This is a genomic window from Aquipuribacter aurantiacus (assembly GCF_051216895.1).
Classification (GTDB): domain Bacteria; phylum Actinomycetota; class Actinomycetes; order Actinomycetales; family JBBAYJ01; genus Aquipuribacter.
In genome coordinates this window covers 76,839-94,029 of the sequence record NZ_JBPKAO010000012.1, presented here as the reverse complement: position 1 = coordinate 94,029, position 17,191 = coordinate 76,839, and the positions used below count along the sequence as shown (strand labels likewise).

Annotated in this window: 14 protein-coding genes; 11 read left to right on the top strand and 3 right to left on the bottom strand. The window is 75.7% G+C overall.

The window, feature by feature from the left end; translation table 11 throughout:
* Positions 1–88 precede the first annotated feature (88 nt).
* Entirely contained in the window at positions 89–523 is a 435-nt protein-coding gene (locus ACR80Q_RS15195) for a DUF4307 domain-containing protein (RefSeq protein ID WP_435378484.1), read from the bottom strand.
* Between the two features lie 201 nt (positions 524–724).
* Between ACR80Q_RS15195 and mca the strand changes: the two genes are divergently transcribed.
* The 10 genes from mca (at position 725) to ACR80Q_RS15145 (ending at position 13,139) form a co-directional block, all read left to right on the top strand.
* Entirely contained in the window at positions 725–1,636 is a 912-nt protein-coding gene (gene mca / locus ACR80Q_RS15190) for a mycothiol conjugate amidase Mca (protein ID WP_435378483.1), read from the top strand.
* Positions 1,633–2,010 (top strand): hypothetical protein, encoded by a 378-nt coding sequence (locus tag ACR80Q_RS15185; RefSeq protein WP_435378482.1) that lies wholly within the window; start codon positions 1,633–1,635, stop codon positions 2,008–2,010. Before mca ends, ACR80Q_RS15185 begins: the two co-directional genes overlap by 4 nt.
* 99 nt (positions 2,011–2,109) lie before the next feature.
* Complete coding sequence (locus ACR80Q_RS15180; RefSeq protein WP_435378481.1) at positions 2,110–3,471, top strand: exonuclease SbcCD subunit D; 1,362 nt, start codon at positions 2,110–2,112, stop codon at positions 3,469–3,471.
* Positions 3,468–6,734 (top strand): AAA family ATPase, encoded by a 3,267-nt coding sequence (locus ACR80Q_RS15175; protein ID WP_435378480.1) that lies wholly within the window; start codon positions 3,468–3,470, stop codon positions 6,732–6,734. Before ACR80Q_RS15180 ends, ACR80Q_RS15175 begins: the two co-directional genes overlap by 4 nt.
* A 77-nt stretch (positions 6,735–6,811) precedes the next feature.
* Entirely contained in the window at positions 6,812–7,645 is an 834-nt protein-coding gene (locus tag ACR80Q_RS15170) for a PhzF family phenazine biosynthesis protein (protein ID WP_435378479.1), read from the top strand.
* Between the two features lie 73 nt (positions 7,646–7,718).
* Positions 7,719–8,414, top strand: coding sequence for a hypothetical protein (locus ACR80Q_RS15165; RefSeq protein ID WP_435378478.1), 696 nt, complete (start codon positions 7,719–7,721; stop codon positions 8,412–8,414).
* An 81-nt stretch (positions 8,415–8,495) separates the two neighbouring features.
* Positions 8,496–8,798: a DUF1330 domain-containing protein gene (locus ACR80Q_RS15160; protein ID WP_435378477.1), complete on the top strand. Its 303-nt coding sequence runs from the start codon at positions 8,496–8,498 to the stop codon at positions 8,796–8,798.
* A gap of 19 nt (positions 8,799–8,817) precedes the next feature.
* A complete protein-coding gene (locus tag ACR80Q_RS15155; protein WP_435378476.1) occupies positions 8,818–9,006 on the top strand; it encodes a hypothetical protein in 189 nt (62 codons plus the stop codon).
* Positions 9,003–10,847 carry an alkaline phosphatase D family protein gene (locus ACR80Q_RS15150; RefSeq protein WP_435378475.1) on the top strand — a complete coding sequence of 615 codons (1,845 nt, stop codon included), beginning with the start codon at positions 9,003–9,005 and terminating at the stop codon, positions 10,845–10,847. Before ACR80Q_RS15155 ends, ACR80Q_RS15150 begins: the two co-directional genes overlap by 4 nt.
* A 273-nt stretch (positions 10,848–11,120) precedes the next feature.
* A complete protein-coding gene (locus tag ACR80Q_RS15145; RefSeq protein ID WP_435378474.1) occupies positions 11,121–13,139 on the top strand; it encodes an alpha/beta hydrolase in 2,019 nt (672 codons plus the stop codon).
* Positions 13,140–13,157: 18 nt separating this feature from the next.
* On the opposite strand, the gene ACR80Q_RS15140 is transcribed toward ACR80Q_RS15145, so the two are convergent.
* Entirely contained in the window at positions 13,158–14,111 is a 954-nt protein-coding gene (locus tag ACR80Q_RS15140) for a GGDEF domain-containing protein (protein WP_435378473.1), read from the bottom strand.
* Positions 14,112–14,292: 181 nt separating this feature from the next.
* Here ACR80Q_RS15140 and ACR80Q_RS15135 point away from each other — a divergent pair, with 181 nt between their 5' ends.
* Positions 14,293–16,425 (top strand): thioredoxin domain-containing protein, encoded by a 2,133-nt coding sequence (locus ACR80Q_RS15135; protein ID WP_435378472.1) that lies wholly within the window; start codon positions 14,293–14,295, stop codon positions 16,423–16,425.
* 28 nt (positions 16,426–16,453) lie between these two features.
* Here ACR80Q_RS15135 and trhA read toward each other — a convergent pair whose 3' ends face one another.
* Entirely contained in the window at positions 16,454–17,176 is a 723-nt protein-coding gene (gene trhA, locus ACR80Q_RS15130) for a PAQR family membrane homeostasis protein TrhA (protein WP_435378471.1), read from the bottom strand.
* Positions 17,177–17,191 lie beyond the last annotated feature (15 nt).

The following is a 17,191-nucleotide window of genomic DNA, read 5'->3' as shown; positions in this document are numbered from 1 at the left end:
GGCAACGGTGCTGCGCCGGCGTCCTGCCCCGCCCCCGCGGGCCGTCAGGCTCCGGCACCTGCAAGGGGCAAGAGGCCGAGGATACCCGCTACTCCAGCCGCACGCAGGCACGTACGGAAGCGCTCGCGGCCGGCGCCACCGTCCGGACGTCCACCGTCGCGCCCTCACCGCCGCCGGGCGGCAGCGGGCCCAGGTCGACGTCGACCTGCCCGACGTCGCCGTAGCGGGCGTCGGCGGCCCGCACCTGACACCGCACCAGGTCGCCCTCGTCGGCGTACACCTCGAACCGCACCTGCACCAGGTCCTCGTCGACCACCGCGAACGAGACGTCGCGGAAGCGGACGCCGTCGTCCAGCAGCGAGGTCACGACCAGCGCGAAGGCGCCCACCGCGGCCACCACCCCCAGCACGGCCAGCGTCCGGGTGAGCCAGGGCCGCTGCGGACGTGCGTAGCGCGCCGAGACGTCGTCGCCCGCCTGCTGCGCCCGCGCCGTCGTGCCGCCCCCTCCTGCGCTCGTGCTCATCGGGCTCCCTCTGTTCTGCTGCCGGCTGGTGCTCCGTGGTGCGTGCCGCTGGGTGCTGCGTGGTGCTGGTCCATGCCGGGCCCGGGGCCCGTCCCGGTCTGCCGGGTGGTCCGGGTCCACGGGTGTCGCCGGTGTCGGGGACACTGTCCCGCGGGTCCGTGGGCCCGCAGGTCGACGTACCAATGATGCAGGAGGACACACGTGGGCGAGCAGCTGCGCCTGATGGCGGTGCACGCGCACCCCGACGACGAGTCGAGCAAGGGGGCCGCCACCATGGCCCGCTACGTGGCCGAGGGCGCCCGCGTCCTGGTCGTGAGCTGCACCGGGGGGGAGCGCGGCGACGTGCTCAACCCCAGGTTGCAGGACGACCCGGAGGTCGTGCGCGACATCGTCGGGTTCCGCCGCAAGGAGATGGCCGAGGCCGTCCGCATCCTCGGTGTGGAGCACCGCTGGCTCGGGTTCGTCGACTCGGGGCTGCCCGAGGGCGACCCGCTGCCCCCGCTGCCCGACGGCTGCTTCGCGCGGGAGCCGCTGGAGATCGCGGCCGCGCCGCTGGTCCGGCTGGTCCGCGAGTTCAAGCCGCACGTGATGACCACGTACGACGAGAACGGCGGCTACCCCCACCCCGACCACATCATGTGCCACAACGTGTCGATGGAGGCCTTCGAGGCCGCCGGCGACCCCGGGCGCTACGCGGGCCACGGCGAGGTGCCGTGGCAGCCGCTCAAGCTCTACTACAACCAGACCTTCTCCAAGCCCAAGATCCTCACCTACCACCAGGCCCTCCTGGACGCGGGCGCCGAGTCGCCGTTCGCGGAGTGGATGGAGCGCTGGGACGACCGCGAGGAGCGCCCCATCACGACCAGGGTGCCCGTCGCGGGTTACCTGGACGCCGCGGACGCCGCGCTGCGCGCCCACGCGACCCAGGTCGACCCGGACGGCATGTGGTTCTCGGTGCCGGCGGAGACCCGCCGCCAGGTCTGGCCGACGGAGGAGTTCGAGCTGGCGCGCAGCCACGTCGGGGGTCCTGTGGTCGGTTCGGGCGACGACACCGTCGAGGACGACCTGTTCGCCGGCGTCCGGGAGCACCTGGGTGCGGGGGCGTCCCGGTGACCCCGCTCGACGTCGCGCAGGCAGTGGCGGCCCACCTGGGGACGTCCCTGGCCATGACGGCCACCCCCGAGCCCGCCGAGATCGTCCCCGACACCCCCCCGGACGAGCTCGTCACGCCGGGGACGATCGGCTTCCTCGTCACGTTCTTCGTGGCGGTGACGCTGGTCCTGCTGGTCCGGGACATGAACCGGAGGGTCCGCAGGGTCCGGGTGCGCTCCGACCTGGCCGACGCCCGGCTCCGCGACGAGCTGGCCGAGGAGGCCGGGGGTCCGGGCGCCGGGGACCCCCCGCCCGCCCCGGGGTCCCCCGAGGTCGGGGGAGCGGGCCTGGGTGGTCCTCACGACCCGGACGACGGTCCGGTCAGGCGCCACTGACCGCACCCCCGTGCGCGGGGCCGGTCCCGGCGAGAGCCGACCGGCGCGGGGCCGCCGCGCCTCCCGGGTTGTGTCCGGGCCCCGACATAGCGTCGTGGCATGCGCCTGCTCCACACCTCCGACTGGCACCTGGGTCGCCGTCTGCACGGGGCCGACCTCACCGACGCCCACGAGGCGTGGGTGGACCACGTGGTCGAGGTGGTCCGCGACGAGCAGGTCGACGTCCTGCTCGTCGCCGGTGACGTCTTCGACCGCGCCATCCCCCCGGTCGAGGCGCTCGCCACCTGGGACCGGGCGCTGGAGCAGGTCCGGGAGGCCGGGGCGCAGGTGGTCGTGTCCAGCGGCAACCACGACTCCCCGGCCCGGCTCGGCGCCCACGGCGGTCTGCTCGGGCGGGCGGGGGTCCACGTCCGCTGCGACCCGGCGCGTGTCGGCGAGCCCGTCGTCCTGCACGACGAGCACGGCCCGGTCGCGTTCTACCCGCTGCCGTTCCTCGAGCCCACGACCACCGCCGGTCTGCTGGCCCGCGCCTCCCGGCCCGGGCTGCCGGCCGTGGAGCAGGTCGAGCGCAGCCAGCAGGGCGTGGTCGCGCGCGCCGCGGCGCTGGCCGCGGCCGAGGCCCGCCACGCCGGACGCGCCCGGACCGTCGTCATGGCCCACACCTGGGTGGCCGGGGTCCTGCCGGAGCACCGCTCCGACAGCGAGCGCGAGATCGGGTGCTGCCCGCCGGGCCGGGCGGTGGCGGGCGGGACCGGTGCGGGGCCCCGGGTCGGCACGGTCGACCGGGTCGCCACGGACGCCTTCGCACCCTTCGGCTACGGGGCGCTGGGCCACCTGCACGGCTCGCAGGTGCTCGCCCCGGCGTTGCGCTACAGCGGCTCGCCCGTCGCCTTCTCGTTCTCCGAGCGCGACCACGCCAAGGGCAGCTGGCTGGTCGACCTCGACGGGGCGGGGGGCGTGGGCGTCGAGCGGGTGCCGGCGCCGGTGCACCGTCGGCTGACGCAGCTCAGCGGCACCCTCGCGGACCTGCTGGTCGACCCCGCGTGGGCCACGGCCGAGGCCGACCACGTCAAGGCGGTCCTGACCGACGCGGAGCGCCCGGCCGACGCCATGCGACGGCTGCAGACCCGGTTCCCGCACGCCGTCTTGCTGGAGTGGGTCCCCCAGGGGCGCGAGCCCGCGGTCCCCCACGCCCGGCTCCCGGTCGGGGCCGTGACCGACACCGACGTCGCGGTGGGTTTCGTGCACCACGTCCGGGGCACGCCGGCCACGACGACCGAGCGCGACGCCCTGGCTGCGGCCTTCCGGGCCGTGTCGGCCGAGCGGACCGAGCAGCTGGTGCACGAGCTCGCCGGGGTCGACGCGGAGCAGACGGAGCTGCTGGACCTCGAGCTGGAGGCCGTGCTGGCGGACGGGTCGGGCGAGGGGGCCACGGGCACCCGTCACGAGGGCGCGGCATGAGACCGCACCGGCTCCGCGTGACGGCCTTCGGCCCGTTCCCCGGCACGGTCGACCTGGACCTCGACGAGGTCAGCGGGGCGGGGCCGTTCCTGCTGCGCGGAGCCACCGGCGCGGGCAAGACGTCGTTGCTGGACGCGGTCGGCTACGCGCTGTTCGGCCGGGTCCCGGGGGCGCGGGGGCTCAAGCAGCTGCGCAGCGACCACGCCGACGACGCCACCCGCACCAGCGTCGAGCTGTGGGCGACGGTCGGGGGCCGGGCCGTGCACGTCGTCCGCTCGCCCGACCAGCGCCGGCCCCGCTCGCGCGGGACCGGGTGGACGACCGACAAGGCCGGGGTGAGCGTGCGGGTCGCCCGCGACCTCGCCGCCCTGGACGCCGACGACTGCGACGTCCGCTGGACGGGCGTCCAGGAGGCCAACAGCGAGCTCGCCGACCTGGTCGGGATGTCGCACGAGCAGTTCGTCCAGGTCGTGCTGCTGCCCCAGGGCGACTTCGCGAGGTTCCTGCGGGCCAAGGACGAGGACCGGGCGGACGTCCTGCGTGCGCTGTTCGACACCAGCCGGTTCACGGCGGTGGAGCAGCTGCTCAAGGAGCGTCGTGACCGGGCCCGGACCGCGCTGGCGGACGCCGACGTCGCCGTGGGGGCCGCGGCCGCCGCCGTGGCCGCGCACGCCGGTGTCGACGAGCGCCCCGGCACCGACCTCACGCCGTGGGCCCTGGGGCTGCTGGGACGGGCCGAGGAGGGTGTCGTCACCGCCGCCGCCGCCGCGACCGCGGCCGACGACGCGCTCACCACGACCCGGGCCCGGCACGCGAGCCTGCACACCCGGAGCCGTCTGCTGTCGCAGCTGGTGAGCGCCGCCCGAACCCGGCAGGAGCTGCTGCGGGACGCACCGGCGGTCGCCGAGCAGGCCCGTGAGCTCGACGAGGCCGACCGGGCCGCCGAGGTGGTGGCCCTGCACGAGGCGCACCGCAGCGCGCTCGTCCGGGCCGACGAGGCGGTGGAGGCCGCCCGCGACGCGCTCTCCGGCCTGCCCGACGACGTCGAGGTGGACGACCCTGACCTGGCCGACCTGGCCGACCTGGCCGACCTGGCCGACCTGGCCGACCTGGCCGACCTGGCCGGCGAGGCCGGGCCGCCCGACGTGACCGACCTGGCCGGGGTGGACGTCGACGCCGTGGTGGCGCTGGGCGTCGGGTTGCAGCGCCACGTCGACGACGCCGTGACGACCAACGCCGCGCTGGTGGCCCTCGGCCGCGACGTCGAGCGGTGGCAGGGCCTGCAGTCGGACCTCGCCGCCCGCGAGGGCGAACGCGCCGACGCCGACGCGGCCGTCGACGCGGTCCGGGCGAGGGCGCGGGAGCTCCCCGACCGGTTGCTGGCCGTGCAGGCCGAGCTCGACGACCTCCAGCACCGCGCCTCCACCACCGACGGGGCGCGGCGCGAGGTCGAGCGGTGGGAGCGCGCCGCGGCCCTGACGGGGCGGCTCACGGCGCTCACCGCCGCCGTCGCCGACGCCGAGCGCGCCGACCTCTCGGCACGCGAGGGGCAGCGGGCCGCCGAGCACACCCTGGACCGGCTGCGCCGTGCCCGCCTGGACGGCATGGCGGTCGAGCTGGCGGCCGCCCTCGTCGACGGGGAGCCCTGCGGCGTCTGCGGGTCGACCGTCCACCCGGCGCCGGCCGGCGACGGTGACCCCGCCGTCGACGTCCTCGCCGAGGAGCGGGCCCGCCCTGCGGCCGCCCGCGCCGCCGCCGCGGCCGCCCGCACCGCCGCGGACGTGGCCACCGCCGTCGCCCGCCGCGAGGAGTGCCACGCCCAGCTGAGCACCGAGGCGACCCCCCAGGTCGAGGTCCCGCCGCTGCGGCTGCTGATCGGTCCCGCCGCCCTGGACGACGTGCGCGACGCCGTGACCGAGGTCCTCGTTCAGGCCCGGTCGAGGCACCGGGCCGCCGAGGACGCCGCGACCTCGGCGCAGGTCACCGCCGCACGGCTCGACGCCCTGGGGCAGGAGCAGTCCCGGCTCGGCGCGGCGCTGGGTGCCGCGGAGTCCGCGCGCGACCTCGTGGCGGCCGCCCTCCTGGCGCTGCGGGAGCAGTCGGAGCACCTGCGGGCAGGGCTGCGCGACGCGCTCGGCGCAGACCCCGCCGACGAGCCGCCCGCCGGCGTCTGGACCCGGCAGGCGGCGGCCGGCCTCGCCCGGTTGTCGCTGCTGCGCGCCGCGGGTGACGCCGTGGACGCGTGCGCGGTGGCGCTGCAGGAGCTCGGTCGGACCCGTGACGCCGCCCGCGCCGCGGCGGCGGAGGCCGGCTGGGACGACGTGGCGGCCGCCGCGGCCGCGGCCCGCCCACGGGCCTGGCGCGAGGAGGTCCGGGGCGCGGTGACCGCCCACGGCCGAGACCTGCACGCCGTCACCCTGCGGATCGGGGAGCTGTCCGGGGAGCTGTCCGGGGTGCTGGGTCTCCCCCTCCCCGAGGAGCCGGCCGCGGCCGGCGAGCAGCCTGCCCACCCCGAGGACCTGCTCGCCCGGGCGGCCGAGCACCTCGCGGAGGCGCAGCGGCACGAGGCCGACCTCGCCGGGCAGCTGGCGGCGGCCGAGCTGGCCCGCCGCGACGCCGAGGCGTCCCTGGCTGCGGCCCGGTCGGTCCGTGACGGCCTCGCCCGCAGCGCCCCTCAGCTGGTCGACGCCGAGCGACGGGCCGGTCCGCTGCGCACACGCGCCGAGACCACCCGTGCGCTGGCCGAGCTCTGCAACGGCACCAACGACAAGGGCATCGCCCTGTCCACGTACGTGCTGGCGGCGCACCTGCAGCAGGTCGTCGAGGCCGCCAACCTGCGCCTGGACGGCATGAGCGACGGCCGCTACGCCCTGGCCCACGTCGAGGAGGGGGAGGACCGCCGTCGTCGCGCGGGGCTCGGCCTGGCCGTCCTGGACGCCTGGACCGGACGTCAGCGCCCGGCCGGGACGCTGTCCGGCGGCGAGACGTTCCTGGCCAGCCTCGCCCTCGCCCTGGGCCTGGCCGACGTCGTGACCGCCGAGGCCGGCGGGTCCCGGATCGACGCGCTGTTCGTCGACGAGGGCTTCGGCACGCTCGACGCCGACAGCCTCGACCGGGCCATGGACGTCCTGGACCAGCTGCAGGAGCACGGCCGCATGGTCGGCGTGGTCAGCCACGTGGGCGAGCTGCAGCAGCGGCTGCCGCGGCAGGTCCACGTGGAGCACGGCCGCAACGGCAGCACGGTCAGCGTCCGCAGCGGCTGAGCCGGCCCACGTGGGTGTCACGACGGGCCGGTCCGGCCTCCCTGACAACGGGGTGCTCCTGCTGTCACGATGCGCGCATGCGGGCTGCAGTCGTCGACGCGTTCACCGACCGGGCGTTCGCCGGCAACCCGGCGGCGGTCGTGCTGCTGCCCCAGGACGAGCCGGCACCGTCACCGGAGTGGATGCAGTCGGTGGCGGGGGAGTTCAACCTGTCGGAGACGGCGTTCGTGTCGCCCCTGGGTCACTCGCAGTACCGGCTGCGGTGGTTCACCCCCGAGGTCGAGGTCGAGCTCTGCGGGCACGCCACCCTGGCCACGGCCCACTGGCTCCTCGAGCAGGGCCTGCAGACCGGTCCGATGTCGTTCCGCACCATGTCGGGCTGGCTACGGGCCGAGGGCGTCCCCGGGTCGGTGACCATCAGCCTGCCCCTGGTCCCGGTGGTGGACACCCGCGCGCCGGACGGCTTCGACCAGGCCATGGGCTTCATGAGCTACGAGCTGCTCGGCTTCACCGGTCAGTCGGAGGCCCTGCAGCGCAACGCCCTGGTGCTGGTCGACCCGACGGACCTGCGTGACATGCAGCTCAACCTGCGCAAGCTCGCCGCGCTCCCGCTCGGCGGGGTGATCGCCACCGCGGCCGCGGACGAGCCGGCCCTGGCCAAGGGCGTCGAGGTCCTCAGCCGGTACTTCGCCCCCGCCCTCGGCATCGACGAGGACCCGGTGACCGGGTCGGCGCACTCCACGCTGGCCCACTACTGGTGCCACCGGCTGGGCACGGACCGGTTCCGGGCCGCCCAGCTGTCCCGACGCGGCGGGGTCCTGGACGTGCACCTGGACGTCACCGGGGACGAACCCCTGGTCCGGGTGTCAGGCCGGGCCGTGACCACCATGGACGTCGACCTGCGGGTCTGACCGGCGAGCCGACGAGTCGGCCCGCCCGGCCCGTTCCCGCCCGCCTTGCCCCGGTTCGGTTAGGGTCGCGCCCATGACCACGGGGGGATCGTCGACGTCCGCGCGCGCACTCGCACCACTGGCGCTGGCCGGGGTGCTGGCCCTCAGCGCCTGCGGCGGGGACGGGGCCTCCGACGACGAGACGACCGCGGTCCCCGACCCGAGCGCGTCCGGCGCGCCGTCCGAACCGGCTGCTTCGGGCGACGAAGCCGGCCCGTCCGTCGACGCGGCCCCCAGCGCCCCCGCCGGGCCGCCCCCGGCGGTGCCCACCGGGACGGTCCCCGAGGGGTGGACCGTGCTGGACCCGGGCGGGGCGGCCACCTTCGCCCTCCCGGCCGACGCCGCCGAGCAGGACGTCCCGGACACCGGGATCGAGGGCCTGGAGATCTCGCTCTACGCGGTGCCCGACGGCAGCCTGCTCGCGCTGTACCAGTCGTTCCCGGAGGACGTCGCGGGGTCGGTGGCGCCCGAGCAGCTGCTCGCGCAGGCCGCCGAGGGTGCCCTCGGCGCGGCCACGTTCGCCGAGGGGACGGCCGCCGAGGAGCCCTTCGCCGTGGGTGACTACGCAGGCACACAGATCTCCGGCCTGGACGCGGCGACCGAGACCTGGCTCGCCGGGCGGCTCGTCGTCGTCGACGACGTGCTCCTGGGCTTCGTGGCCACCGACCCCGACGAGGCTGCGGCCGAGGCCAGTCTCGACGAGGCCTGGGCGACCCTGACCCTGCCCTGACGGCGGTGTGATCGCGGTCTGATCGCGGTCGGTTGCCGGTCTGGTCCCGGCGGTCCTCCCGGCGTGGGCCAGGATGGCCTCATGCCGGGTGCTTACTGGGTCAACACCGTCCGCGAGGTCCGCGACCACGACAAGCTCGCGGCGTACGTCCGCCTCGCCGGGCCGGCCATCGCCGCGGCGGGCGGGACGTTCGTGGCCCGCGGGACCGCTGCGGCCGCGTTCGAGGCCGGCGTCACCGAGCGGACGGCGCTGATCGCCTTCGACAGCGTGGAGGCCGCCGTGGCCGCCTACGCCAGCGACGGCTACCAGGAGGCGCTCGCAGTCCTGGGTGACGGTGCGGTGCGCGACATCCGGGTCGTGGCCGCCGTGGACCCCAGCGGCTGAGCGAGCGGGACGACCCGGGGTGGGCGACGGCGCCCGCCCGCTCGACGCCCGCCCGCTGGACACCCGCGCGCTGGACGCCCACCGGCTCGGCGCCCACCGGCTCCACGCCCGCCCGCTCGGCGCCCACCGGCTCGACGCCGACCGGCCACCGGGTGTTCACCGGCAGGTGGTCTGCCCGACGCCGGGCGTCCCTAGCGTCCGGCCATGACCACCGAGGCGTCGAAGCCCGACCGGACCCACCCGAGCAGCCCCACGAACCCGAGCCGTCGCGCGCTGCTGCGCGGGGGAGGGGCGCTGGCCGCGACGGCCGCCCTCGCCCCCGCGATGGCCGCCCCCGCCGCGGCGGCCGCCGTGGCCGAGGTGGCCGCCGGCGGGGTGTTCGGGTTCGGTGTCGCGAGCGGTGACCCGACCGCGACCGAGGTGCTGATCTGGACCAGGGTCACCCCGGAGGCCGCCGCGGTCCCCGGCAGCGGTCTCGGCCGACCCACCGCCGTCACCTGGGAGGTCGCGGCCGACGAGGCGTTCACCACCGTGCTGCACCGGGGCCGGGTCCGCACCGACCCCGCGCGCGACCACACCGTGAAGGTCGTCGTCACCGACCTGACGCCCTACACCCGGTACTTCTACCGCTTCCGCGCGCTGGAGGAGACGTCGCGCGTCGGTCGGACGCAGACCTCGCCCGACGAGCCCGGGCTCACCCACGCGCTGCGGCTGGCGTTCGTGTCCTGCAGCAACTTCACCGGTGGCTACTTCACCGCCTACCGGGGCCTGGCCGCCCGCGACGACCTGGACCTGGTCCTGCACCTGGGCGACTACGTCTACGAGTACGGCAACGCCGCGGACCGCTACGGCCCCGACGCCCTGGTCGGCCTGCGCGAGCACGACCCGGTGACCGAGACGGTCAGCCTGCAGGACTACCGGCTGCGTCACGCGCTGTACAAGAGCGACCCGGACCTGCAGGCCGCCCACGCCCGGCACCCCTGGGTGACGATCTTCGACGACCACGAGATCACCAACGACGCCTACGACACCGGGGCGGAGAACCACGACGAGCAGGACGACCCGGACACCGACTACACCGGTCCCGGTGAGCCCGCCGGGGTGCGGGCCGAGGGGGACTTCCTGGTCCGGCGGGCCGACGCGTTCCGCGCCTACCTGGAGTGGATGCCGGTGCGGGACCCCGCGACCTACCAGCCCGCCCCGCACGTCGGCACCCAGTTCTTCCGCCGGTTCCGCTTCGGCGACCTGGCCGAGCTGTCGGTGGTCGACACCCGGCAGAACCGGAGCCGGCAGGTCCCGGCCGTGGTCGCCGGGGCCCCGAACCCCGCCCTCGCCTCGCCGCAGCGCCGCCTGGTCGAGCCCGAGCAGCTGGCGTGGCTGACCGACGGCCTCACCTCCGGACGGACCCGCTGGCACCTGATCGGCAACCAGACCGTCTTCGCCCGCGTCCTCGCCCTGCCCGGCGGTGTCCCGGGGGCGGTCTTCAACACCGACCAGTGGGACGGGTACCAGGCGGACCAGGTGGCGGTCCTGCGGGCGATGGCGGACTCGGGTGCCACCGACCCCGTGGTCCTCACCGGGGACATCCACTCCTCGTGGGCCAACGACCTCCCCGTCGACCCCGTCGCCTACGGCGCCGACCGCAGCACCTCGGCCGGGGTGGAGTTCGTCTGCCCGTCGGTCACCAGCGACGGGTTCAAGGAGGTCCTGGGTGGCAACGCGGCCACGGCGGCCTTCGTCACGCGCGCGTTCCAGGCCGCCAACCCGTGGATCGGCTACCTGGAGGGCATCGGCCACGGGTTCGCCGTCCTCGACGTCACCCCCGAGCGCGTCCAGACCGACTTCTGGTTCATCCGCAGCGGTGGGGACAAGGGCCTGGGCGTGGACCCCCGGCTGGACCCCGACGCCACCGTCGGGCACGAGTCGTCCTGGGTGTCGGTCAAGGGGACCCGTCGGGTCAGCGGACCGGTGCCCGTGCTGGGGCCTCGCTCGGACAGCCCGCACGTGGCCTCGGGCCGGCCTCGGGCGCAGCGCACCCCCCGGGGGTGAGGCCCCGACCCCGACCCCGACGAGGGGCCCACCGAGGACCGCGCGCTGTCGGGTGCGGCGCTCGGGCGCTGGCTCGACGAGCTGGCCGTCGCCGACGTCTGAGCGCCCGACGGGCTCGGACCGCGGTGGCCTCTTCCCGAACGGTCGTTCGGCGTCTACATTGTCCCCGTCCGGACCGAACAGGATTGAACAGGGAACGCCAGGAACGGACACGAAAACCACCGGGGGTGAACATCGCCCTCGCGCCCCGTCACCGTCGACGTAGGAGTGCCCGTGTCCCGACCCAACCCCCCGCGCCCGTGGCGCCGCGCCGCGATGGTCACCGCCGTCCTGGTCGCCGCGTCGACGGCCGCCGCCCTGCCGAGCGCCGCCGGGGCCACCCCGCCGCCCGCCGGCGTCGCGGCGCAGACCGCCGCGCCCCCGACGGTGGCCGTCGACCTCGAGCGGGACGACTGGCGGTTCACCCTGGGTGACGACGCAGCCTGGGCCGAGCCCGGTTTCGACGACTCGGGCTGGGCCACGACCAGCGTGCCCAACGACGGGGCCCCGTTCGCGAGCTACGACGGTTTCGGCTGGTTCCGGCTGACGTTCGACCTGCCCGCCGACGCGGAGGGAGCCAACCTCGTCGCCTCGCTCGGCTTCATCGACGACGTCGACGAGGCCTACCTCAACGGACGCAGGATCGGCGGCTCCGGGGTGATGCCCCCGAACGCGAACAGCCAGTGGTTCGAGCGACGCCTGTACTCGGTGCCCGGCGACGTCCCGGTGTTCGGCGGCGAGAACGTGCTCGCCGTCCGGGTCTACGACATGAGCGGGGGCGGCGGCTGGTACTCGGGCCCGGTCGGCATCTACTCCAAGGACGCCGTCCGCGCGAACGTCTACGGCATCACCGGCGCCCCCGCCCCGGCGGAGCAGTCCGCCGCGGTCGCGGAGGTCCTTGCCGTGCAGGCAGCCGCCCTGGCGGCGGGCGACGTCGACGCCTACCTGGCCACCCTGGACCCGTCGTACTTCCACGACGGTCGCACCCCGGAGCGTCGCGAGCGCGAGCTCCGCGAGTGGCTGGCCGACTCGGGGACGCTGCGGCTGACCGACTCCGAGGTGGAGGTCGTCGTGGCCGAGGACGGGGCCCTCGTCGTCGACACCAACCGCCGGGTGACGGGGACCAAGGACGGCGTCCCCTTCGAGTTCCAGCCCACCGAGCAGGAGTTCCTGCGGTTCTCGCCCACCACGTTCACCGAGACGGGCAACGAGTCGCGGTTCTTCCGCGAGACCGTCGACTCCGAGCTCGAGGGCGCGCCCCGCGAGCTCGTCACGTACCTGCCGCCGTCGTACCTGACCGAGCCGGATCGCCGGTTCCCCGTGGTGTACCTGCTGCACGGGATCAACGGCGGCAGCCGTGAGTGGGAGCCGCGCGAGATGGACGCGGTCCTGGACGAGCTGTGGGCCGACGGCCTGGCCGAGTCGATCGTGGTCATGCCCGACGGCGAGTCGCTCTGGTACCTGGACCAGCCCGTCCCGTGGCGGAGCATGTTCCTGCAGGAGATGGTGCCGATGGTCGACGCGGAGTACCGGACCCTGGCCCAGCGCGAGTTCCGGGCGCTGACCGGGATCTCCATGGGCGGGTTCGGTGCGTTCTCGATCGGGCTGGACAACCCCGGCACGTTCTCCTCGCTGGCCTCGCACATCGGGTCCCTCGGCTACACGCCGTCCGGTCCGACGCCCATCGCGCGGGCCCGCACGATGAGCGCCGAGGAGCTCGGCCGGTTCAGCCTCTACTTCGACGCCTGCGAGTTCGACGAGTACGGCTTCGACAACGGGGTCCGCCAGCTGTCGACGATCCTCACCGGCAAGGGGGTCGAGCACACCTCGCAGGTCTACCCGCAGGGTCGTCACAACGACGCCTGCTGGCTGCCCCAGGTGGGCCGGTCCTTCGGGTCGCACTCCGACGCCTTCCGGGCCGCCGGTCTGCAGGAGGACTGGGTGGGCCCCTCCCTCGACGTCTCGGCCAGCCCCGAGCAGGTGTGGTCGTCCAACGGGGGGATGAGCACCGTCGTCGTCGAGGCCACCGCGACCGACCCCTCGGGGGTGGCCGCGGTCACCTTCGTAGAGGCGAGGGCGGAGGGCCCCAGCCGTGCCGTCGTCGTCCGCCGCGGCGACGGCACGTTCTCCGTGCGGGCCGTGCCCGGCGCCCGCTACACGTTCGTCCACGAGGCCACCGACGGCCTCGGCAACACCTCGACCGGCAGCGTCACCGTGGTCGTGCAGCCGACGACGGGGGTGGGCCGACGGTGAGCCGGTGAGACCGGGGTCTCAGGCCGTCGCCGGGTCGGGCCGACGGGGGGTGTCGCGGCGCTCCCGCCCGGCCCGGCGGCGGGTCTTGAGCCCGTACATGTGACGGTCGGCGGAGGCGATCAGCTGGTCGGCCGGGTCGCCGTGGGTCCCCAGGGCGACGCCGACGCTCATACCCAGGTGCACCAGACCCTGCGGGGTGACGAACGGGACGTCGACCGAGGCCTCGACGGCCGAGCGGACCTCGTGGGTGCGGTGCGCGTCCGCGCCGCGGCACAGGACGACGAACTCGTCACCGCCGTACCGGGCGACGACGTCGGTGGCGGCCGTGACCTCGAGCAGCCGGTCGGCGACCGCACGCAGCAGCAGGTCCCCGACCTCGTGCCCGTGGGTGTCGTTGGCCGCCTTGAACCCGTCGAGGTCGCCGAACAGCACGCCGCAGCCGGGGCTGCGGGGGTCGGCCAGCTCGTCCTGGACGGCCCGCAGCACGGTGTCGCGGTTGGGCAGGCCGGTCAGGGCGTCGCGGGTCGCCCGCGTCCGCAGCTGCTCCTCGGCCCGCCGCTGGGCGGTGACGTCGACGCCGAGGAACACCACGGCGTACGCGAGACCGGCGTCGTCCAGCAGCACCCCGTTGGTCATGGCGATCCGGCGGCGACCGCCCCGGCGGTCCAGCCAGTCACCCTCCTGCGGCGGGGCCTCGCCCTGCAGGACGGCCCGGGCGACGCAGTCCTGCGCCATCACGGCGTCCTCGGGTGCGACGAGCACGTCCCAGAAGTGGCGCCCGACGACCTCGTCCCGATGCCAGCCGGTGACCTGCTCCAGGGCCGGGTTGACCATGAGGATGCGGCCGTCGGTGCCGACCACGCAGACCAGGGCCGTGGTGGCGGCCACGACGGCAGCCCCCAGGTCGACCCCGGCCGGCAGGGGGCGGGGCCGTGGCTGCACCTGCAGCAGGTCGACGGGAGGGTGGACCACGACGAGGTCATCGGCCCGTACGGGGCCGACTGGAGCCGGCCCGACCCGGCACCACCCGATGTGACCACCGGGTGCCTGCCGGCGGGCTCTGCGGGTACGGCAAGACTGGGTCGCGGCCCGGGAGCACCGGCCGGCCAGGCCGACCGCCGCACGTCCGCGACCTCGAGAGGTGGCCCCCCCGATGAACCGTCTGAAGTCCTCACGCAGCCCGTACCTGCTCCAGCACGCCGACAACCCGGTGGACTGGTGGGAGTGGGGGACCGAGGCGTTCGACGAGGCCCGCCGCCGCGACGTGCCGGTCCTGCTGAGCGTCGGCTACGCCGCCTGCCACTGGTGCCACGTCATGGCGGGGGAGTCCTTCGAGGACGAGGCGACGGCCGTCGTGGTCAACGAGCGCTTCGTCGCGATCAAGGTCGACCGCGAGGAGCGGCCCGACGTCGACGCGGTCTACATGCGCGCCACGACCGCGCTCACCCGGCAGGGCGGTTGGCCGATGACGGTGTTCACCACCCCGGACGGGCGTCCGTTCCACGCCGGGACCTACTTCCCGCCCACCCCCCGCGGCGGGATGCCGTCGTTCACCCAGCTGCTGCTCGCCGTCGACGAGGCCTGGCGGGAGCGACGACCGCAGGTCGAGGACACCGCGCAGCGGCTGTCCGAGGCCGTCGGGGGCGGCGGCACGACGGCACCGCTCGTCGACGTCCCGACCGCCGGGACCGACCTGCTGCCGCCGTCCCTGCTGGGCGACGCCGTCGCCGGACTGCTGTCGGAGGAGGACACCGTCCACGGCGGGCTGGGGGGCTCGCCCAAGTTCCCGCCGTCCGCGGTGCTGGCCTTCCTGCTGCGCGAGGGGTCCCCGGACGCCCACGGCCTGGCCGCCCGGACGCTGCGCGCCATGGCGCACTCGGGCATGTACGACCAGGTGGAGGGCGGTTTCGCCCGCTACTCGGTGGACGCCGGCTGGGTGGTGCCCCACTTCGAGAAGATGCTCTACGACAACGCCCAGCTGGCCCGGGTGTACGCCCGTTGGGCCGTCACCACCGACGACCCCGCCGACGCCGGGACGGGCGCACGGGTCGCCCTGGAGACCTGCGACTGGATGCTGGGCGCGCTCGGCACCGACGCGGGTGGCCTGGCCAGCGCGCTGGACGCCGACACCCCGGCCCCCGCGGAGCAGGACTGGCCGGTGGGTCTGCCCACCACCGGGCTGCCCACCACGACGCACGGCGTCGAGGGCCTCACCTACGTCTGGACCGCCGAGGCCCTGCGGGACGCGCTCGGCGAGGACGACGGTGCCTGGGCCGCGGACCTGCTCGGGGTCACCGACCGGGGCACGTTCGAGCACGGGACGTCCACGGCCCGGCTGACCCGCGACGTCTGGTCCGACGGTGGGGAGGCCGACCGCTGGTCCCGGGTCCGGGCCACGCTCCGCCAGGTCCGCTCGGCCCGGCCGCAGCCCGCCCGTGACGACAAGGTGGTGGCGGCCTGGAACGGTCTGGCGGTCGCGGCCCTGGCCGAGGCCGGTGCCCTGCTGGGGCGCCCCGACCTCGTGACGGCCGCCCAGCGGGTCGCCGACGTCCTGCTGCAGCGGCACGCCTGGCGCGACGCCGACGGCGGCCTGCGGCTGCGGCGGGTGTCGCGCGACGGTGAGGTCGGCGTCCACGCCGGCGTCCTGGAGGACCACGGGGACGTGGCCACGGGACTGCTCGTGCTGCACGGCGTGGACGGCGACCCGCGCTGGTCCACCGCCGCCGAACAGCTGTGCGACACCATGACGGGCCGCTTCGTGGACCCCGCAGGCCGCTGGCAGGACACCGCGTCCGACGAGGTCGACACCGCCCTGGCGGCCGCCCTGGGTGGGGCGGGCGGCCTGGTCGACCCGGCCGACAACGCCCACCCGTCGGGGCCGTCCGCCGCGACGGGGGCGTGCCTGCACGCGGCCGCGCTCACCGGCCGCGGTGACCTGCGCGACGCGGCCGGACGGGCCCTGGTGGGCGCTGCGCCGTTGATGGCCCAGGCGCCGCGGTTCGCCGGCTGGTGGCTCGCGGTGGCCACCGCCGCCGCGGACGGCCCCCGCGAGGTGGCCGTGGTGGGCACCGACGGCGACCCGGCCCGGGATGACCTGCACCAGGTCGCGCTGCGCTCGCCCGCGCCGGGCCTGGTGGTGTCCCGCGGGGAGCCCGGCGCCACCGAGCCCGCCCTGCTGCGGGACCGCCCCGCGCCGGGCGGGGCGACCGCCTACGTCTGCCGGGGCTTCGTCTGCGACGCCCCGACGACCGACCGGGAGGTCCTGGCCCGCGCCCTGACCCGCTGACGCGGCCCGGGGGCGGCTCAGGGGCGGCTCAGGTGCGGGCGACCACGAGGGCGACGCCCGCGTAGTGGCACGCGAAGGCGAGCACGGTGCAGGCGTGGAAGATCTCGTGGAAGCCGAAGTGGTGCGGCCAGGGGTCGGGGCGCTTGAGGGCGTAGACGACGGCGCCGCCGGAGTACAGCAGCCCGCCGGCGGCGAGCAGGACGACCACGAGCAGGCCACCGGAGGCGTGGAGCCCGGGCAGGAACCACACGGCGGTCCAGCCGAGCACGATGTAGATGGGCGTGTAGAGCCAGCGCGGCGCGCCGACCCAGAACACCCGGAACAGGATCCCCAGCACGGCCCCGCCCCAGACCAGACCCATGAGCAGGCGGGCCTGGCCGGTGGGCAGCAGCAGCACGGCGTAGGGGGTGTACGACCCGGCGATGAGCAGGAAGATGCTGGAGTGGTCCAGCCGCTTCATGAGGATCCGGTTGCGCTCGGACCACCGGCCGCGGTGGTAGGTCGCGCTCACCCCGAACAGCGCCGACGTGCAGATGGTGAACACCACCGTGACGACGCGCTCGGTGGGGGAGTCGGCCAGCAGCACCAGGACGAGGCCGCCCAGCAGGGCGACCGGGAACATGCCCAGGTGCAGCCAGCCGCGCAGCAGCGGCTTGACCACGGCGGCGACCTCGTCCTTGTCGGGCAGGACGTCGGGCAGGACGCGGGGCAGGACGCCGGGCTCGGCGTGGGGCGTCGAGTCGTGGCTCACAGGAGAGAGCATAAC

Excerpts from the sequence above, each read along its gene's own strand:
- ACR80Q_RS15195 (WP_435378484.1), bottom strand. The coding sequence starts at position 523 with ATGAGCACGAGCGCAGGAGGGGGCGGCACGACGGCGCGGGCGCAGCAG.
- ACR80Q_RS15180 (WP_435378481.1), top strand. The coding sequence starts at position 2,110 with ATGCGCCTGCTCCACACCTCCGACTGGCACCTGGGTCGCCGTCTGCAC.
- ACR80Q_RS15175 (WP_435378480.1), top strand. The coding sequence starts at position 3,468 with ATGAGACCGCACCGGCTCCGCGTGACGGCCTTCGGCCCGTTCCCCGGC.
- ACR80Q_RS15170 (WP_435378479.1), top strand. The coding sequence starts at position 6,812 with ATGCGGGCTGCAGTCGTCGACGCGTTCACCGACCGGGCGTTCGCCGGC.
- ACR80Q_RS15165 (WP_435378478.1), top strand. The coding sequence starts at position 7,719 with ATGACCACGGGGGGATCGTCGACGTCCGCGCGCGCACTCGCACCACTG.
- ACR80Q_RS15160 (WP_435378477.1), top strand. The coding sequence starts at position 8,496 with ATGCCGGGTGCTTACTGGGTCAACACCGTCCGCGAGGTCCGCGACCAC.
- ACR80Q_RS15150 (WP_435378475.1), top strand. The coding sequence starts at position 9,003 with ATGACCACCGAGGCGTCGAAGCCCGACCGGACCCACCCGAGCAGCCCC.
- ACR80Q_RS15135 (WP_435378472.1), top strand. The coding sequence starts at position 14,293 with ATGAACCGTCTGAAGTCCTCACGCAGCCCGTACCTGCTCCAGCACGCC.